This is a genomic window from Caballeronia sp. 11_S32 (assembly GCF_056930355.1).
On the sequence record NZ_JBXOWH010000003.1, the window covers coordinates 557,540 to 573,544 of the forward strand.

Annotated in this window: 16 protein-coding genes; 4 read left to right on the plus strand and 12 right to left on the minus strand. The window is 63.6% G+C overall.

Features of this window, described 5'->3' with window-relative positions:
• Window positions 1–2: 2 nt before the first annotated feature.
• From bioD to AC1Z32_RS14230, 7 genes are all read right to left on the minus strand, one after another.
• Entirely contained in the window at window positions 3–704 is a 702-nt protein-coding gene (gene bioD, locus AC1Z32_RS14200; RefSeq protein WP_483479253.1) for a dethiobiotin synthase, read from the minus strand.
• Window positions 701–1,891 (minus strand): 8-amino-7-oxononanoate synthase, encoded by a 1,191-nt coding sequence (gene bioF, locus AC1Z32_RS14205; protein ID WP_483479254.1) that lies wholly within the window; start codon window positions 1,889–1,891, stop codon window positions 701–703. Before bioF ends, bioD begins: the two co-directional genes overlap by 4 nt.
• Window positions 1,888–3,195, minus strand: a complete 1,308-nt coding sequence (locus AC1Z32_RS14210) for an adenosylmethionine--8-amino-7-oxononanoate transaminase (protein ID WP_483479255.1) — start codon at window positions 3,193–3,195, stop codon at window positions 1,888–1,890. Before AC1Z32_RS14210 ends, bioF begins: the two co-directional genes overlap by 4 nt.
• A 286-nt stretch (window positions 3,196–3,481) precedes the next feature.
• On the minus strand, window positions 3,482–4,738 hold the full coding sequence (locus AC1Z32_RS14215; RefSeq protein ID WP_483479256.1) for a dienelactone hydrolase family protein: 1,257 nt from the start codon (window positions 4,736–4,738) through the stop codon (window positions 3,482–3,484).
• A gap of 329 nt (window positions 4,739–5,067) precedes the next feature.
• Window positions 5,068–5,487, minus strand: a complete 420-nt coding sequence (locus AC1Z32_RS14220; RefSeq protein WP_483479257.1) for a YchJ family protein — start codon at window positions 5,485–5,487, stop codon at window positions 5,068–5,070.
• The gene (locus AC1Z32_RS14225) at window positions 5,484–6,092 is read right to left on the minus strand and encodes a glutathione S-transferase family protein (protein ID WP_483479258.1); all 609 of its coding nucleotides are present in this window, start codon (window positions 6,090–6,092) and stop codon (window positions 5,484–5,486) included. The genes AC1Z32_RS14220 and AC1Z32_RS14225 overlap by 4 nt, the downstream gene beginning before the upstream one ends.
• 13 nt (window positions 6,093–6,105) lie before the next feature.
• Window positions 6,106–6,783, minus strand: a complete 678-nt coding sequence (locus AC1Z32_RS14230) for an SDR family oxidoreductase (protein WP_483479259.1) — start codon at window positions 6,781–6,783, stop codon at window positions 6,106–6,108.
• A 118-nt stretch (window positions 6,784–6,901) separates the two neighbouring features.
• Here AC1Z32_RS14230 and ubiM point away from each other — a divergent pair, with 118 nt between their 5' ends.
• The 3 genes from ubiM (at window position 6,902) to AC1Z32_RS14245 (ending at window position 8,845) form a co-directional block, all read left to right on the plus strand.
• Window positions 6,902–8,104, plus strand: coding sequence for a 5-demethoxyubiquinol-8 5-hydroxylase UbiM (gene ubiM / locus AC1Z32_RS14235; RefSeq protein ID WP_483479260.1), 1,203 nt, complete (start codon window positions 6,902–6,904; stop codon window positions 8,102–8,104).
• A gap of 101 nt (window positions 8,105–8,205) precedes the next feature.
• Window positions 8,206–8,442 (plus strand): hypothetical protein, encoded by a 237-nt coding sequence (locus tag AC1Z32_RS14240; RefSeq protein WP_483479261.1) that lies wholly within the window; start codon window positions 8,206–8,208, stop codon window positions 8,440–8,442.
• Window positions 8,429–8,845: a PIN domain-containing protein gene (locus AC1Z32_RS14245; RefSeq protein ID WP_483479262.1), complete on the plus strand. Its 417-nt coding sequence runs from the start codon at window positions 8,429–8,431 to the stop codon at window positions 8,843–8,845. Before AC1Z32_RS14240 ends, AC1Z32_RS14245 begins: the two co-directional genes overlap by 14 nt.
• A gap of 46 nt (window positions 8,846–8,891) precedes the next feature.
• On the opposite strand, the gene AC1Z32_RS14250 is transcribed toward AC1Z32_RS14245, so the two are convergent.
• The 4 genes from AC1Z32_RS14250 to AC1Z32_RS14265 are packed head-to-tail and all read right to left on the minus strand — an operon-like array spanning window position 8,892 to window position 13,157.
• Complete coding sequence (locus tag AC1Z32_RS14250; RefSeq protein ID WP_483479263.1) at window positions 8,892–10,085, minus strand: acetyl-CoA C-acetyltransferase; 1,194 nt, start codon at window positions 10,083–10,085, stop codon at window positions 8,892–8,894.
• Entirely contained in the window at window positions 10,078–10,869 is a 792-nt protein-coding gene (can, locus tag AC1Z32_RS14255; RefSeq protein ID WP_483479264.1) for a carbonate dehydratase, read from the minus strand. Before can ends, AC1Z32_RS14250 begins: the two co-directional genes overlap by 8 nt.
• A gap of 30 nt (window positions 10,870–10,899) precedes the next feature.
• Window positions 10,900–12,702 carry a bifunctional isocitrate dehydrogenase kinase/phosphatase gene (aceK, locus tag AC1Z32_RS14260; protein WP_483479265.1) on the minus strand — a complete coding sequence of 601 codons (1,803 nt, stop codon included), beginning with the start codon at window positions 12,700–12,702 and terminating at the stop codon, window positions 10,900–10,902.
• Between the two features lie 32 nt (window positions 12,703–12,734).
• Window positions 12,735–13,157 (minus strand): MerR family transcriptional regulator, encoded by a 423-nt coding sequence (locus AC1Z32_RS14265; protein WP_483479266.1) that lies wholly within the window; start codon window positions 13,155–13,157, stop codon window positions 12,735–12,737.
• A gap of 105 nt (window positions 13,158–13,262) precedes the next feature.
• On the opposite strand from AC1Z32_RS14265, the gene AC1Z32_RS14270 reads away from it, so the two are divergent.
• Window positions 13,263–14,336, plus strand: coding sequence for an MBL fold metallo-hydrolase (locus AC1Z32_RS14270; RefSeq protein ID WP_483479267.1), 1,074 nt, complete (start codon window positions 13,263–13,265; stop codon window positions 14,334–14,336).
• Between the two features lie 6 nt (window positions 14,337–14,342).
• Here AC1Z32_RS14270 and AC1Z32_RS14275 read toward each other — a convergent pair whose 3' ends face one another.
• Window positions 14,343–15,938 carry an ABC transporter substrate-binding protein gene (locus AC1Z32_RS14275; RefSeq protein ID WP_483479268.1) on the minus strand — a complete coding sequence of 532 codons (1,596 nt, stop codon included), beginning with the start codon at window positions 15,936–15,938 and terminating at the stop codon, window positions 14,343–14,345.
• Window positions 15,939–16,005: the final 67 nt, after the last annotated feature.

Here is a 16,005-nt window from a genome sequence, read left to right on the forward strand (position 1 = left end):
GTTCAATCCTTTTGATGAAGCGGGTCAGTCAGAATGCCGATGTCGAGATGATCGGCGGCGCGCGCTGCATCGGCCGGCGCGAGATGGGGAATTACGCCGATGAGCGGCGCATCGATGCGGTGTTTCAGTGAAGCGAGATTTTCGTCGGGATAAAGCATGGCGGGATCGACGCGATTCGCGACCCAGCCCGCGAGCTTCAGCCCGCGCGACGCGATGGCTTCGGCGGTGAGCAGCGCATGGCTGATGCAGCCGAGGCGCATGCCGACGACGAGCACCACGGGAAGACTCAGCGCGACGGCTAGATCGGCGGTGTCGAGTTTATCGGTGAGCGGCACGCGAAAGCCGCCGACGCCTTCCACGACGACGATATCGGCTTTCGACATCGCGATGCGATGCGCGTCGACGATCCGCGCGATATCGAGCGTGATGCCTTCGCGCGCGGCGGCGATATGCGGCGCGATCGGCTCGCGCATCATGAACGGCGTGCGGATGTCGTTCGGCAGCGCGACGTTCGCGGCGGCATCGAGCTGATCGGCGTCTTCGTTGTGCAGCACGCCGTCGCGCTCGACTGCGCCCGACGCGATCGGTTTCATCGCGGCGGCGCGCAGGCCCGCGCGCGCGAAGCCGTGCAGCAGCGCGGAAGAGACGAGCGTCTTGCCGATTTCCGTATCGGTCCCGGCGACGAAGAAAGATAAAGCGGTCATAGCGTAGTCAAAGCGTGATCGAGGCGCGCGAGATCGTCCTCGCTGTGCGCGGCGGAAAGCGAGACGCGCAGCCGCGACGTGCCCGCGGGCACCGTGGGCGGACGAATCGCGGGAACCCAGAGGCCGTGCTTGTCGAGCGCGGCGGCGATTTCCAGCGTTTCGTCGTTGCCGCCGATCACGAGCGGCTGCACGGCGGTATGCGAATCGACGGGCATCCAGCGCGTGCGTTTCAGCATTGCGCGCGTCGTTTCGATGAGCGAGGCGAGATGCGCGCGTCTTTGATCGCCTTCGTCGCCCGCAATGATTTCGATGCTTTTCGAAACCGCATGCGCCACCGCGGGCGCGGACGCCGTCGTGAAGATATACGGACGCGCGCGCTGAATCAGCCATTCGACGACGGTTTCATCTGCCGCGACGAACGCGCCCGCGACGCCCGCCGCCTTGCCGAGCGTGCCGACGTAGACGAGATGCGGCGAGCGCAGCGCGTAGTGCGCCAGCGCGCCGCGCCCTTGCGGACCGAGCACGCCGAAGCCATGCGCATCATCGACGATGAGCCACGCGCCGTACTTTTCCGCAAGCTCGACGAGACGCGCGAGCGGCGCGATATCGCCGTCCATGCTGAACACGGTGTCGGTGACGATCAGCTTGGTCGATGCATCGTCGCGCGAGGCGTCGAGCATGGCGTCGAGCGCGTCCATGTCCGCGTGCGGATAGATCTGCGTCTCTCCGCGCGAAAGACGAACGCCGTCGATCAGCGACGCGTGATTCAGCGCATCGGAGAACACGATCGTGCCGCGTCCGGCGAGCGCGGTCACGACCGCGAGATTCGCCATGTAGCCGGTGCTGAAGTACAGCGCGCGCGGGTTGTCGACGAAGCCGCCCGAGAACGCGGCGAGATCGTCTTCGAGTTGCGCGTGCGCGCGCGAGTGGCCGCCGAGCAGATGCGAACCGCCGCTGCCCGCGCCATACAGGTTCGCGCCTTCGGCCAGCGCCGCGCGGATCGCGTCGTGCGCGGCGAGGCCGAGATAATCGTTGCTCGCAAAGCCGATGATCTCGCGGCCATCGACGGTCATATGCGCGGAGCACGCGCCATCGATCGTCTTGCGGCGGCGGCGCAGGCCGCGCGCGTCGATATCTTTCAAGCCCTGTTCGAGCGTTTCGTACAGCGCTCTCGCTGTCGTGCTCATGCGGCGTCCTCCGCGAGCGTGGCATCGAGCGTCTCGCGCGTGCGTTGCGCGAGAAGCGTGAGTTCGTCATCGGAAAGGATGTAGGGCGGCATCATGTACACCGTCGTGCCGATGGGGCGCATCAGCAGTTCGCGCTTCAATGCGTTGGCGAAGAAGCGGCGCGAGAACGTGCGGTCGTCGATATCGACATCGAACGCGAAGATCGTGCCGCGATTGCGAAGGTTGCGCACGCGCTCGTGTTTCGCGAGCGGCTGAAGCGCTTCATGCAGCAACGCGGACTTGCGGCGGTTCTCGGCAAGCACGTTCGCGCTGTCGAACAGATCGAGCGTCGCCAGCGCGGCGCGGCATGCGAGCGGATTGCCCGTGTACGAATGCGAATGCAGGAAGCCGCGCGTGACGTCGTCGTGGTAGAAGGCGGCGTAGATCTCGTCGCGCGTGAGCACGATAGAAAGCGGCAGGTAACCGCCGCTGATGCCCTTCGACAGGCAAATGAAATCGGGCCAGATATTCGCCTGCTCGCACGCGAAAAAAGTGCCGGTGCGCCCGCAGCCGACAGCGATTTCATCGGCGATCAGATGCACGCCGTATTCGTCGCACAACGCGCGCAACTGCGTGAGATACGACGCGTCGTACATCGCCATGCCCGCCGCGCACTGCACGAGCGGCTCGACGATCACGGCCGCGAGCGTCGACGCGCGTTGCTCGAAAAGCGCGCGCATCGCGGCGATGGCTTCATCGACGCCAACTGCCGCAGGCGACGCCACCACATGCGCGTGACGGATCAGCGGATCGTAAGCGTCCTTGAAGATGGCGACATCGGTGACGCCGAGCGCGCCGATCGTTTCGCCGTGATAGCTGTTGGCGAGGCACGCGAACTCGCGCTTCTCGGCGTGGCCGCGATTGCGCCAGAAGTGAAAGCTCATCTTCAGCGCGATCTCCACCGCCGACGCGCCATCCGACGCGAAAAACGCATGACCGAGCGTGCGATCGGTGAGCGCGGAAAGGCGCTCGGCCAGCTCGACCGCCGGCGCGTGCGTGCAGCCCGCGAGCATTGCGTGCTCGAGCGTGTCGAGCTGATCCTTCAGCGCGCGGTTGATGTCGTCGTTCGCGTGGCCGAAGAGGTTGACCCACCACGAGCTGATCGCATCGAGATAGCGGTTGCCCTGCGGATCGTAGAGCCACGCGCCCTTGCCGCGCGCGATCGGCACGAGCGGCACGCGCTCGTGATGTTTCATCTGGGTGCACGGATGCCACACGGCTGCAAGCGAGCGGGCGACCCAGTCTTGATTGGCTTCTGTGTTCAAAAACGGCTCCCAGGCCCGCGCGCGCGGTGCGGGCCGGATGCTTCGGGCAAGCGCCGGGACGCTTGCGTTGCTGGAAAAACTGCGCGAGTCAATTATCCCTAAAAGACGCGCAGGTTTCCGTAATCGGAAGGTTTTTTGGGCATGCGTGCGCGCCCATCGGAAATGCGAAAACGCGCTAACGCCCGCAACTTCGTGCAACTGCACGCGTTGTCGGGCGATCGGCGGCTGAAGATGCAAAAACGCCGGCGCGAGAGCCGGCGTTCGAAGGGCGCGGGAAAGGGCGCGTTCAGCGCGATGCCGTCTGGGTTTGAGCCGCCTGATCGTTCCACACGACGCGATTGTTCACCGCGTAGAGCTTGCACGGATCGGCGCTCTGCTTCTGGCAGCTCGCGATGGCGACGGACATCGGATCGTCGCCGCCTTCGGCCCACGACCACGCGCCCGAATCGGACACGGCGAACGCGCGGCTCGAATACTGCGAGAGGAAGTTGCGATAGCCCGCGCGGCCGCTTTCATCGACGTACGGAACGGACTGGACCGAATCGAGATCCGCGAAATCGGTCGCCCTCGGCATGCGCGGCTCGGAAACCTGATATTGCACGGCGGTGGGCATGCCGATCTGCGCGAGGAACGTCTTCACGCGCGGCCACCAGATCTGCACGCCGTCGCGATCGCCGACGAGACGATGCGCGTCGTTCTTGTAGCTGCCGAAATCGACCATGTTCGCGCGCGCGCCGTGCGACGTGTACGCGGCGTACATCTGCGACGAGAGATCGCCTTGCCAGACCGAATCGTTTTCGCCGTAGAGCCACAGCGACGGCAGGCGCACGTGCTCGCCGTAGTTGCCGAACGCGTTGACGAGATTCTTCTGCCAGCCCGCGCATTCGTCCTGACGCAGGCCGCCCGAGAAGTTGATGAGACCGCGCACGCCCGGCGCGGCGACCACGTCGCGCGCGCCATAGGCCATGGTCGTCAGGCCGCCGTGCGACGTGCCCGCGACCACGATATGCGTCTTGTCGACATACGATTGCTGGCTCATGTAAGCGACGGTCGCGGCGACGTCCTGCGCCTGCGCGAAGCCGTTCGCTTCGACATTGCAGCCGTGGCCGGCGTAATCGCCGCCCGAGCCCGCGAAGCCGCGGCGATTCGGCACGACGACCACATAGCCGTGGCGTACGAATTCACGCGCGAGCGCGACCGGGCGATTGCGCGGCTGCGCGTGCGAGTCGCCGGGGAGCTTGCCGTGATTGAAGACGATCATCGGGAACGGGCCCGCGCCGTCCGGCTTGAACACCGTGGTTTCGAGCGAGATATCGGCTTCGGGAATCTGGATGACGGCTTCGTTCAGGCTACTCGCGACGACGGGCAGGCCGGAGTCGAGCGAATCGGGAACCCGGGAAAGCGTCTGGCCGAACGCGGGTGCCTGGAGCCCTTCGGATTGACGCACGCCGCCGATCGGTTCGGCGCGCACGGCGGACGTGACGAAGGACGTCGCGAGCGCGCCTATCATGCTGCATCCGATCAACCAGGTTCTGATCGCCATCCGTGAACTCCGACTGCGCTTCCAATAAGGCGTTGATACGGCGTGGCCCCAAACGTCTGATTGAAGTCACAAACCTATCGCGCTGCTCGTGAAGAGCAGTATTGGCTGCGGGTTCCGGGAGTCATGCCCGGAAAAGGCATGACAATTGGCTTCAAAACGGGGCTTCGCTGCGAGGTCCGGGCACGGGAATGACTGCGCCCTGACGTGAACAGAGATTAACCGTTCAAAATTGCACTGCACAATAAGTGCAACCCCGTAACTGTTTAATATGAAAGGAAATTCTTAGGAAATTAATACCGCCGTCATTACGCTATTTCTTAAATTCGTATTTACTTTTCCTTGACCTGGCCATCAATGTAAATCCATTTGCCTGCGCTGTTTCGCGTGAAGCGGCTGGCTTCGTGCAACCGATGCGCGCGCCCGCCCACCTTGTAGCGCGCGACGAATTCGACTTCCTCGTGATCGGCATCGATGTGAGTGTGGCGCCGGATCTGAAGCCCGAGCCACCGCGTTTCGGTATCGGAGGCGTCGAGATCGGGCGGGCAGGTCGATTCGGCCCAGGTCGCGCGCAGATACGCCGTGTCGCCGAGCACGTAAGCGGTGTAGCGCGAGCGCATCAGTTCCATCGCGTTCGCGGGCGCTTCGCCGCCGTCGATGAAACGCCCGCAGCACGCTTCATAGCGCGGCGCGCGCGCATTCGGGCGCTGATCGGGCGCCGCGCCGCCGCACGGACATTCCGTAGGCTTCATAGATCGACGCCCGGCATGCAGACGTGACGCGGCTGGCTGCGCACGCGTTCGAGCCACGCGCGGATCGCCGGATAGCGAGACAGATCGAGGTTCGCTTCATCCGCAACGTGCGTGTACGCGTAGAGCGCGATATCCGCGACGGTGTAGCGCTCGCCGACGAAAAACGTGCGTGTCGCGAGATGCTGCTCCATCACGTCGAATGCGCGATACGAGCCCGCGATCTTGTCGGGCAGGCGCGCATCGTCGGGATTTTTCAGAAATTGCAGGATGAAGCGCGCCACCGCGACATACGGCTCGTGGCTGTACTGCTCGAAGAACATCCATTGCAGCACTTGCGCGCGTTCGAGGCGGTCGTCCGGCATGAGCGGCGTGCCGTCGGCGAGATAGCAGAGGATCGCGTCGGATTCGGAGAGCGTCGTGGTTTCGTCGATGACGAGCACCGGCACCTTGCCGTTCGGGTTCAGCTTTCGGAACGCGTCGGTGCGGGTGGCGCCGTTCATCATGTCGACTTCATGCCACACGTAGGGCAGGCCGAGCTGTTCGAGGACGAGGCGCACCTTGTGGCAGTTGCCCGAGGCGGAAACACCGTGTACCTGATAAGTCACGTTCACTCCCTTTTCACCATTCGATCTTCGTGCCGTCGTACTGCACGAATGTTCCGTTGAATTCGTCGCGCATCGCGCCCGCCTCGGCGATGACCGCGCGCATGCCCGCGACGCTGTGCGCGACATCGATCGCCGCCGACGGGCCGCCCATCTCCGTGCGCACCCAGCCCGGATGCAGCGCGATGCATGCCGAATGGCGCGATTCCAGCGAAGCCACCTTGAGCGCCGCATTGAGCGCCGCCTTGCTCGCCCGATAGAGCCAGCCGGTCGTGCCGCTCGTCTCGGCGATGCTGCCCATCTTGCTCGACACGACCGCGAGCACGCCGCGCGCGGCGTCGGTGAGCGGCAGGAGCACGGGGATCAGTTGCATCGGGCCGCGCACGTTGGTGTGCATCACCTGATCGAAGTCACCGGCGCCGATGGTTTCGACGCCTTCGGTGCGCGGGCCGTACACGCCCGATACGACGATCGCCACATCCAGCTTTTCCTCGTCCAGTTGCCAGGCGAGCGCGGCGATCTGCTCCGGCTGCGTGACGTCGAGCGGGAAGGTTTGCGCGCCCATCGCGTCGAGCGCGGACAGCGATGCCTTGTCGCGTGCCGTGGCCAGCACGCGCCAGCCGTCGCGGCAATATTCGCGCGCGAACTCGTGGCCGAGGCCGCGCGACGCGCCGACGATCAATACCGTTTTCATGAGCGAAGTGTTCCGTCTGTTGGCGACCTTGCGACTATAGCGCGCGACCCGCTGTCGCGGATGGTGCGTCGGCCTTTCGGATATCGTTGTGCGCTTTCGAACCAGCAAGCCCAGAAAGATGATGCACACCGATGTCGTGATCGTCGGCGCGGGGCCGGCGGGCTTGTGTCTGGCGAACGCGCTGGGCGGCGCGGGGCTGTCGATCGCGCTCGTCGAGCAGCAAAGCCGCGAGGCGCTGTGTGAGCCTGCTTTCGATGGACGCGAGATCGCGCTCACGCAGAAGTCCGTCGCGTTTCTGAAGACGCTCGGCGTGTGGGCGCGCATCGATGCGCACGCGAAGTCGCAGCTCGCCGATGCGCGCATCTTCAACGGAACCTCGCCGTTCGCGCTGAAGATCGGTCATGCGCTTTCCGGTCATGCCGAGCTCGGCTGGCTCGCGTCGAATCATCTGATCCGGCGCGCGGCGTTCGAAGCGGTCGAGCATCTTCGCGCGTCGGGCGCGGATATTCGCGTGATGGCGTCGGAGCGCGTGATCGACGTCGATACCGACGCCACCGGCGCGCGCGTGCGCCTCGAAAGCGGCGAGACGCTCATGGCGCAACTCGTCGTGGCGGCGGACAGCCGTTACTCCGCGACGCGCCGCATGATGGGCATCGCCGCCGCGATGCACGACTTCGGCAAGTCGATGCTGGTGTGCTGCATGACGCACGACGGTCCGCACGATCACGCGGCGTGGGAATGGTTCGGGCATCGGCAGACGCTCGCGCTCCTGCCGATGAATCCGGATCCGGAGAGCGGCGCGTATCGGTCGTCGGTCGTCGTGACGCTTGCGGCGCGCGACATCGAGCGCCTGAGCCGGCTCGATGCCGATGCGTTCAATCGCGAGATCGAACGCCGCTTCGAGCAGCGGCTCGGCGGGATGGCGCTGCGCTCCACTCGGCATGTGTATCCGCTAGTGTCGGTTTATCCGAAGCGATTTGTCGCGAAGCGGTTCGCGACCGTGGGCGATGCGGCGGTCGGCATGCATCCGGTGACGGCGCATGGGTTCAACTTCGGATTGGACGGAATCGAGACGCTCGCGCGGGCGATTCTCGATGCACATGCGGCGCGGCTCGATATCGCAGGCGATGCGCTGCTGGCGCGCTATGAGCAGAAGCATCGGCAGGCAACGCGGCCGCTTTATATGATCACGCGGCTGATCACCGAGATTTATACGCGCGATTCGTTGCCGGCGCTGATCGTTCGCGATGCGATGTTGCGCATCGGCGAGCGGTTGACGCCGTTCAAGCGTGCGGTGGCGATGTCGTTGGCGGGGCGGTGATGCTTTCGTCCGAAACTGCCGGACTATGTCGTCTGGATGACTAGTTAGGGATGCTGACTCAGGTACAGTCGAGCTATTCGCAATTTCGACTCGGAGTGAGCATGTTGAAAATCATTCGATCCCCGTTGCCGCCAAACATCGACCCGGAATGGCTTCGGCAGGTTCAAGAGCGTGCCGCGCGGCGGCGCAAGATCGAGGCCGAAGTCCGCCGGCAGATGGGAGAGCCAGAAGATGATCCGAGAGGGTTCATCGAGCACGTCCTGAATTTTCCTGTCGACATCGACCTCGAGGCTTTGCTTCGCGAGGTAGGCAGAGGAGATTCAGATGTTTCTGGCTGACACGAACGTCATCAGCGAGATTTACAGGCGCGACCGGGGGAATCAGGGTGTCCGCAAGTTTTTTCGTCAGGCAGAGGATGACGAAAACGATGTTCACCTTTCCGTGGTAACGGTCGGAGAACTTCGGCACGGCGTAGAAAACCTTCGTCGTCGAGGCGACACGCCGCAAGCAGCGGGACTCGAAAGCTGGTTGGACGGTGTGCTCCGTCAATACGTGAGCCGAATTCTGCCTGTGGATAAGGAGATAAGCGAATTGTGGGGGCGGCTTCGCGCGACGAATTCGAAACCAGCCCTGGACACGCTTATCGCTGCGACGGCGTTGGTCTACGGCCTGACGGTCGTTACACGCAACGTCAAGGACTTCCATGGAGCAGGCGTCGACTTGTTCAATCCCTTCGAGTAGCAGCGAGACAGGCCCGGCGCGCTGACGCCCCGGGCCGATCCAACGCTCAAACCAGTTCCACCCCCATCGCCGTCGCTTCCCCTCCACCAATACACAAGCTCGCCACCCCGCGCTTCAACCCGCGCGACTTCAGCGCCCCGATCAACGTCACCAGAATCCGCGCCCCCGACGCCCCGATCGGATGCCCGAGCGCACACGCGCCGCCATTCACATTGACCTTGTCGTGCGGCAGATCGTGCTCGCGCATCGCGGCCATCGTCACCACGGCGAACGCTTCGTTGATCTCGTACAGATCGACATCGCCCGCGCGCCAGCCGTTCTTCTCGAAGAGCTTGCTGATCGCGCCGACAGGCGCCGTCGTGAAGAGCGCGGGCTGCTGCGCGAACGTGCTATGCCCGACGACCCGCGCAACCGGCTTCACGCCGAGCCGCTTGGCTGTCGATTCGCGCATCATCACGAGCGCCGCGGCGCCATCCGAAATCGATGACGAGTTCGCCGCCGTCACCGTTCCGTCCTTGGCAAAGGCCGGCTTGAGCGACGGAATCTTCTCGATGTTGGCCTTGAACGGCTGCTCGTCGCGCTCGACGACGGTATCGCCCTTCCTGCCCTGCACCGTCACCGGCGCGATCTCCCACTTGAACGAGCCGTCATCGTTCGCGCGTTGCGCGCGCCGCAGCGATTCGACCGCGAACGCATCCTGCGACTCGCGCGAAAACGCATACGACGAAGCGCATTGCTCCGCGAACGTGCCCATCAGGCGGCCCTTTTCGTACGCGTCCTCGAGTCCGTCGAGGAACATGTGATCGAGCACCTGACCGTGGCCCATGCGCATGCCGCCGCGCGCTTTCGGCAGCAGATACGGCGCGTTCGTCATGCTCTCCATGCCGCCCGCGACGATCACATCGGCCGAGCCCGCGAGCAGCATGTCGTGCGCGAACATCGCGGCGCGCATGCCGGAGCCGCACATCTTGTTGATCGTCGTGCAGCCGGTGGAAAGCGGCAAGCCGGCACCGAGCGCGGCCTGGCGCGCGGGCGCCTGGCCTTGTCCCGCGGGCAGCACACAGCCCATGATGGCTTCGTCGACCTGTTCCGGCGCGAGTCCCGCGCGCTCGACCGCCGCGCGAACCGCCGCCGCGCCGAGTTGTGGCGCCGTCAACGCGGCGAAATCGCCCTGGAACGCCGCCATCGGCGTGCGCGCCGCCGCAACGATGACGACCGGATCGTTCTGTGTCTCACTCATGTTTCAGCTCCTTGATGACGCCTTTGATGACTTCGGGAACATCGCCCATGCGAGCGGCAAGCGCCGCATCGGAGGCGAGGACATCGTTTTCGGCGGAATGGGCGCCGCTGCGGCTCATCGCGGCGATGCACGACTGATACACCGGATCGATCTCGTCCGATGCGCCGATCATCATGCCCATGTTGCGCAAGCGGCCGTCGTGCACGCCGTAGGTCCAGCCGTGCACGGTGAGTTCCTGTCCGCGCGCCCATGCGTCGTTGACGATGGTCGTGCGGCATACGTTGATCGTCTGCTCGATCGTGTTCAGTTCCACGAGCCGGCGATGCCGCGCGTCGCCGATCGGCCAGTCTTCGAGCAGCGCGGCGTGCTTCTCGCGCACGTCTTCGACATGGCGCAGCCAGTTATCGGCGAGGCCGACACGCCGCCCGACGAGCGCCGCGCCCACGCCCGAGCAGCCGTAATGGCCGACGACCATGATGTGCTTCACCTTCAACAGATCGACGGCGAACTGGATCACGGACAAACAGTTGAGATCCGAGTGCACGACCACGTTGGCGATGTTTCTGTGCACGAACACTTCGCCCGGCGGCAAGCCGATGATCTGGTTCGCCGGCACGCGCGAATCCGAGCAGCCAATCCACAGATATTCGGGCGCCTGCTGATGCGCGAGGCGCTGGAAGAACTCGGCGTCTTCGGCCAGCTTGCGCTCGACCCAGCTCTGGTTGTTCGCGAAGAGATGGGCGAGGGGATTGGCGGTTTCGTTGTTGTCGTCAGTGTGATTCATGATCGATGGTCAAAGCAGGACGCGCGCGCGTCAGGCGGCACGCGCATCCGGTCGGCCGGGCTTCGCGAACCGCTCCGGATAGCGGATGCAGAATCGGACGTCCCGGTCATAGGGAAAGAAATCGGCGAGTTCGCCGCGCAGCAGTTGTTCCTTGTGATGCTGCCAGAGCGCGGGATCGAAGAAGTCCGCGTGATGGCGCATGAACGCCTCGCGCACGCGCGGATCGCCGAGCAGAAATGTGCCGTACGTTTCAGGAAAGATATCGTGCGGCCCGACGGTATACCACGGTTCGCCCGACAACTCGTCTTCTTCGTAGCGCGGCGGCGGCACGCGGCGCACGTTGCAATCGGTCAGATACTCGATTTCATCGTAGTCGTAGAACACAACGCGACCGTGCCGCGTCACGCCGAAGTTCTTGTACAGCATGTCGCCGGGGAAGATGTTGGCCTGGATCAATTGTTTGATCGCATCGCCATATTCCTTGATGCCGCGATCGATTTCGTCGGCGCTCGCGTTCTGCAAGAAGAGATTGAGCGGCACCATGCGGCGCTCGATATACACGTGCTTGATGACGAGATTGTCGCCTTCGTACTCGATCATGGAAGGCGCTTCCTTTTCCAGCTCGCGGATGAGCGCGTCGTCGAGGCGCCCGACGGGCAGCGCGACGCTCGAATATTCGAGCGTATCGGCCATGCGGCCGAGCCGGTCGTGACGCTTCACGAGCAGATACTTGTCCTGGATCTTCTGCCGCGTGGTTTCCTTCGGCGGCGGGAACGCGTCCTTGATGAGCTTGAACACGTACGGAAACGAAGGCAGCGTGAAGACGATCATCACGAGCCCCTTGATTCCCGGCGCGACGATGAACTTGTCGCTCGAATGCGACAAATGGTGCAGCAGGTCGCGATAGAAATCGTTCTTGCCCTGCTTCTGCAGGCCGACCGACGTATAGATTTCCGCCTTCGGCTTGCGCGGCATGATGGTGCGAAGAAATTGCACGTACGCCGACGGCACTTCCATGTCGACCAGAAAATACGAGTGCGAGAAGCTGAAGATGATGAGCACTTGCTCGCGCGAGAGCAGCACGGTGTCGAGCGCGAGCAGGCGCGGCAACGTGTGCCGCACCGCGATGGCGAAGGGCAGCAGCGCGTCGCCGTTGATGATGCGCCCGACGATATACGCCGCCTTGTTCCGGAAGAACAGCGAAGAAAGCACGTGAATCTGGAAGTTCGGCGCGGGCGTGAGATCGCCGAAGGCATCGCGCAGCGACTCCATCACGCATTGCACGTCGCGCGGCAGGTCCTCGAACGGCGGCTCCAACTGAAAGTTCGTGACGATGCGCTCGAGCGTCGCGGCGAGACCGTCTCTCTCCGGGTAATACGCGCGATACGTGGGCTTCGCGGCGGGCTCGTCGTTCTCGATGTACTCGGTCGAGATGGCCGGCCGCACGAAGATGAAATCGTTGTTGAAGTACGAGCGATGCAGGATCTTGCAGCACACCGAGTTGAAGAACGTTTCGGCGCATTCCGGCTGCCGGTGCGTCGTCAGCAGGCCGATGTAATGCAGCTTGATCTGCTGCCACACGTCGTCGTCGATATTCTCGGCGTCGTATTCGTCTTCGAGCTGCGCCACGCATTCCGAGACGCGATCGTCATACGAAGCGATGCGGTCGCGCGCGAGCTGCTGCTGCGCGAGCCATTCGCCGCGCTCGAACAGATCCTTCGCCCTGATCGCGGCCTCGCGAAACACACGGTAATGATGCTCGAAGCCTTCGAGTATCGTCTTGGCGACGTCGAAGCCGATTTGCGACGAGAGCAGCTTGGGGAAATGATTCATGTCGGCCCTGCGCTTCGTGTGTGGACGTCACGTCATGCCGCTTTGGGTTTGCGCGCGCGCTTTTCCATTCCCGCCGAGAGCAGCGCCCGGCCCTGTTCCTCATACGCGGCGAGTTCGGCGAGCGTCGTGTCCAGATCTTCCCGTTGACGCTCGAGCACTTCGCGATGCGCGGCGATCGTATCGATGAAAGCCTGCAGTTGCGTGGCCGTGCCGGTGGGCGAATCATAGAGATCGAGCAGCGTGCGGATTTCCGACAGCGTAAAGCCGAGCCGCTTGCCGCGCAGCGTGAGCTTCAGCCGCGTGCGGTCGCGCGGCGAATACACGCGCCGCAGGCCGTTCGCGCCTTCGCGCTTCGGCGCGAGCAGGCCCTGGTCTTCGTAGAAGCGAATGGCGCGCGGCGTGATGTCGAACTCGCGCGCCAGTTCGGTGATCGTGTAATGCGTCGGTTGAGTCATCGCGGGCCGGCAGCGCAAATGCGCGCGCAACGTTAGAATGGACGTTTACGTTATCGTCAACTTCGCCAAATTGCAACGCGGCGCAAACCCGGAGGCAGGGACCGAATGAACGCACTCGAACACCAGCTCGACTATGTTTTCGCGGATGCATTGCCGGAATCGGGCGGCGTCAAGGAAGTGGCGCCGGGCGTCTTCTGGCTGCGCATGCCGTTGCCGTTTGCGCTCGATCACATCAATCTCTGGCTGCTGCGCGACGAAATCGACGGCGTGAAGGGCTGGAGCATCGTCGATTGCGGCATTTCGAGCGACACGATCCGCGCGAACTGGGAGCGCGTGTTCGATACCATGCTCGACGGCCTGCCGGTGCTGCGCGTGATCGTCACGCATTGCCACCCGGATCATCTGGGCCTGGCCGACTGGCTCTGCAAGGGCGGCGACAAGCACCGCTGGAACGTGCGCCTGTGGATTTCGCTCGGCGAATACGCGATGGGCCGCGTGATGGCCGCCGGCGACGGCTCCAATGCGGGCGGCGAGCGCGCGGCGGCGCATTTCGCGGCGCACGGCCTGACCGACGAAGCCTCGCTCGACGCGCTGCGCAAGCGCGACAGCTATTACCCGACGCTCGTGCCTTCGATTCCCGCCGAATATCGCCGTATCCGCAATGGGGATGTCGTCCGTATTGGCGGACGCGATTGGGAAGTGGTGTCGGGCTATGGCCATTCGCCGGAACATAGCGCGCTTTTCTGCGCCGCCGACAAGCTGCTCATCTCCGGCGACATGGTGTTGCCGCGCATCTCGACGAACGTATCCGTGTTCGCGGTCGAGCCGGAGGGCAATCCGCTCGCGTTGTATCTGGAATCGCTCGGCCGCTATGAGTCGATGCCCGCCGATACCCTCGCGTTCCCTTCGCACGGCAAGCCTTTTCGCGGCGTGCAGACGCGCATCGGGCAATTGCGGGAGCATCATCGCGCGCGGCTGGCGGAAGTGCGCGACGCATGCGCGCAAAAGCCATGCAGCGCCGCCGATATCGTGCCGATCATGTTCAAGCGCAAGCTCGACATCCATCAGATGACGTTCGCGCTCGGCGAAGCGCTCGCGCACCTGAATCTGCTTTGGCTCGATGGCACGTTGAAGCGTCAGACCGGCGATGACGGCGTGATCCGCTTCACGCCAGCCTGACTTGACTCACTGAACGGAAACAGCGCCGAAGTTCACGCGCCCGAACGGGCTCACGTTGTAACCGCTGACGTTCGCGCGCGTCAGCGCGGCGGCCGTCGGATACACGAGCGGAATCCACAGCGCCTGATCGTGGATGATCTTCTGCGCATCGACATACGCCTTCGTGCGTTTCGCGACATCGGCGGTCGATTTGCCATCGGCGATGAGCTTGTCGAGCTGGCTGTCGCAGTAGCGCGCGAAGTTGATGCCCGACTTCACCGCATTGCAGCTGAAGAGCGGCGACATGTAGTTGTCCGGGTCGCCGTTATCGCCGGCCCAGCCCATGAACAGCATGTCGTGCTGGCCTTGCTTGGCTGACCGGATCAGCTCGCCCCATTCGATCACTTTCACCTGCGCCTTCACGCCGATCTTCGCGAGGTCGGCCTGCAGCAACTCGGCGCCGGCCTTCGGATTGGGATTCAGCACACTGCCGTTCGGACGCACCCAGATCGTCGTGTCGAAGCCATTCGGGAAGCCCGCATCGGCGAGCAGCTTCTTCGCATCCGCCGATGAGTACTTGTAAGCCGCGATGTTCCTGTCATAGCTCCACGTATTCGGCGGATACGGATTCACGGCGGGCGTGCCGGTGTTGTCGAACACGGTCTTCATGTACGTCGTGCGATCGAACGCCATGTTGATCGCCTGACGCACCTTCGGATTGTCGAGCGGCTTCTTCTGCGTGTTGAGCGCGACGAACGCGGTCATGAACGCGGGCGCTTCGCTCACTTTCAGCGACTTGTCCTTCTTCGCGTCGAGCACGTCCTGCGGCTTCGGCGACAGCGCGATCTGGCATTCGCCCGCCTTGATCTTCTGCGCGCGCACGGAGGCGTCCGGCGTGATCGCATAAATCAGGCGATCGATTTTCGGCTTCGCGCCCCAGTACGACGGATTGACGTCGTAGCGGATCACCGAATCCTTCGTGTAGCTCTTCAGCACGAACGGACCGGTGCCAACCGGCTTGCTGTTCAGATCGGTTTGCTGGTTGGCTTTCAGCAGCTTGTCCGCGTATTCCGACGAATAGATAGACGCGAAGCCCATCGTGAGAATCGGCACGAAGGTCGCGTTCGGCTCGTTGAGCTCGAATTTCACGGTATGGTCATCGACTTTCGAGACGGCTTTGATGAGCTTCACGAGGCCCATCGACTGCGCGTGCGGAAAGCCGCTCGCGCCCGCGACCTTGTGCCACGGATTGCTGTCGTCGAGCATGCGCGAGAACGTGAACACGACGTCGTCGGCATTGAGCGGGCGCGTCGGCTTGAAGTAGTCGGTCGTCTGGAACTGAACGTTCGGACGCAGACGGAACGTGTAGGTGAGGCCATCGCCGCTCACGTCCCACTTTTCCGCGAGCGAGGGTGCGACCTTCTTCGCGGCCTCGTCGTAGGAGACGAGCGTGTTGAAGATCACGTCCGCGGACGCGTTCGTCGTCACGAGCGAATTGAACTGGACGACATCGAAGCCGTCCGGGCTCGATTCGGTGCAGACTGTGAGCGGCTTGGACATCGCGAGCGTCGGCGCGGCGAGCATTGCAGCTGCCGCAGCGGCGGCGAAGAATTTCAGGCGCATGAGATCTCCCGTGACCTTGCGGTCACACAGCGTTTGGTTCTTGTTTCGGTCTCGTCGGATCGCTTGG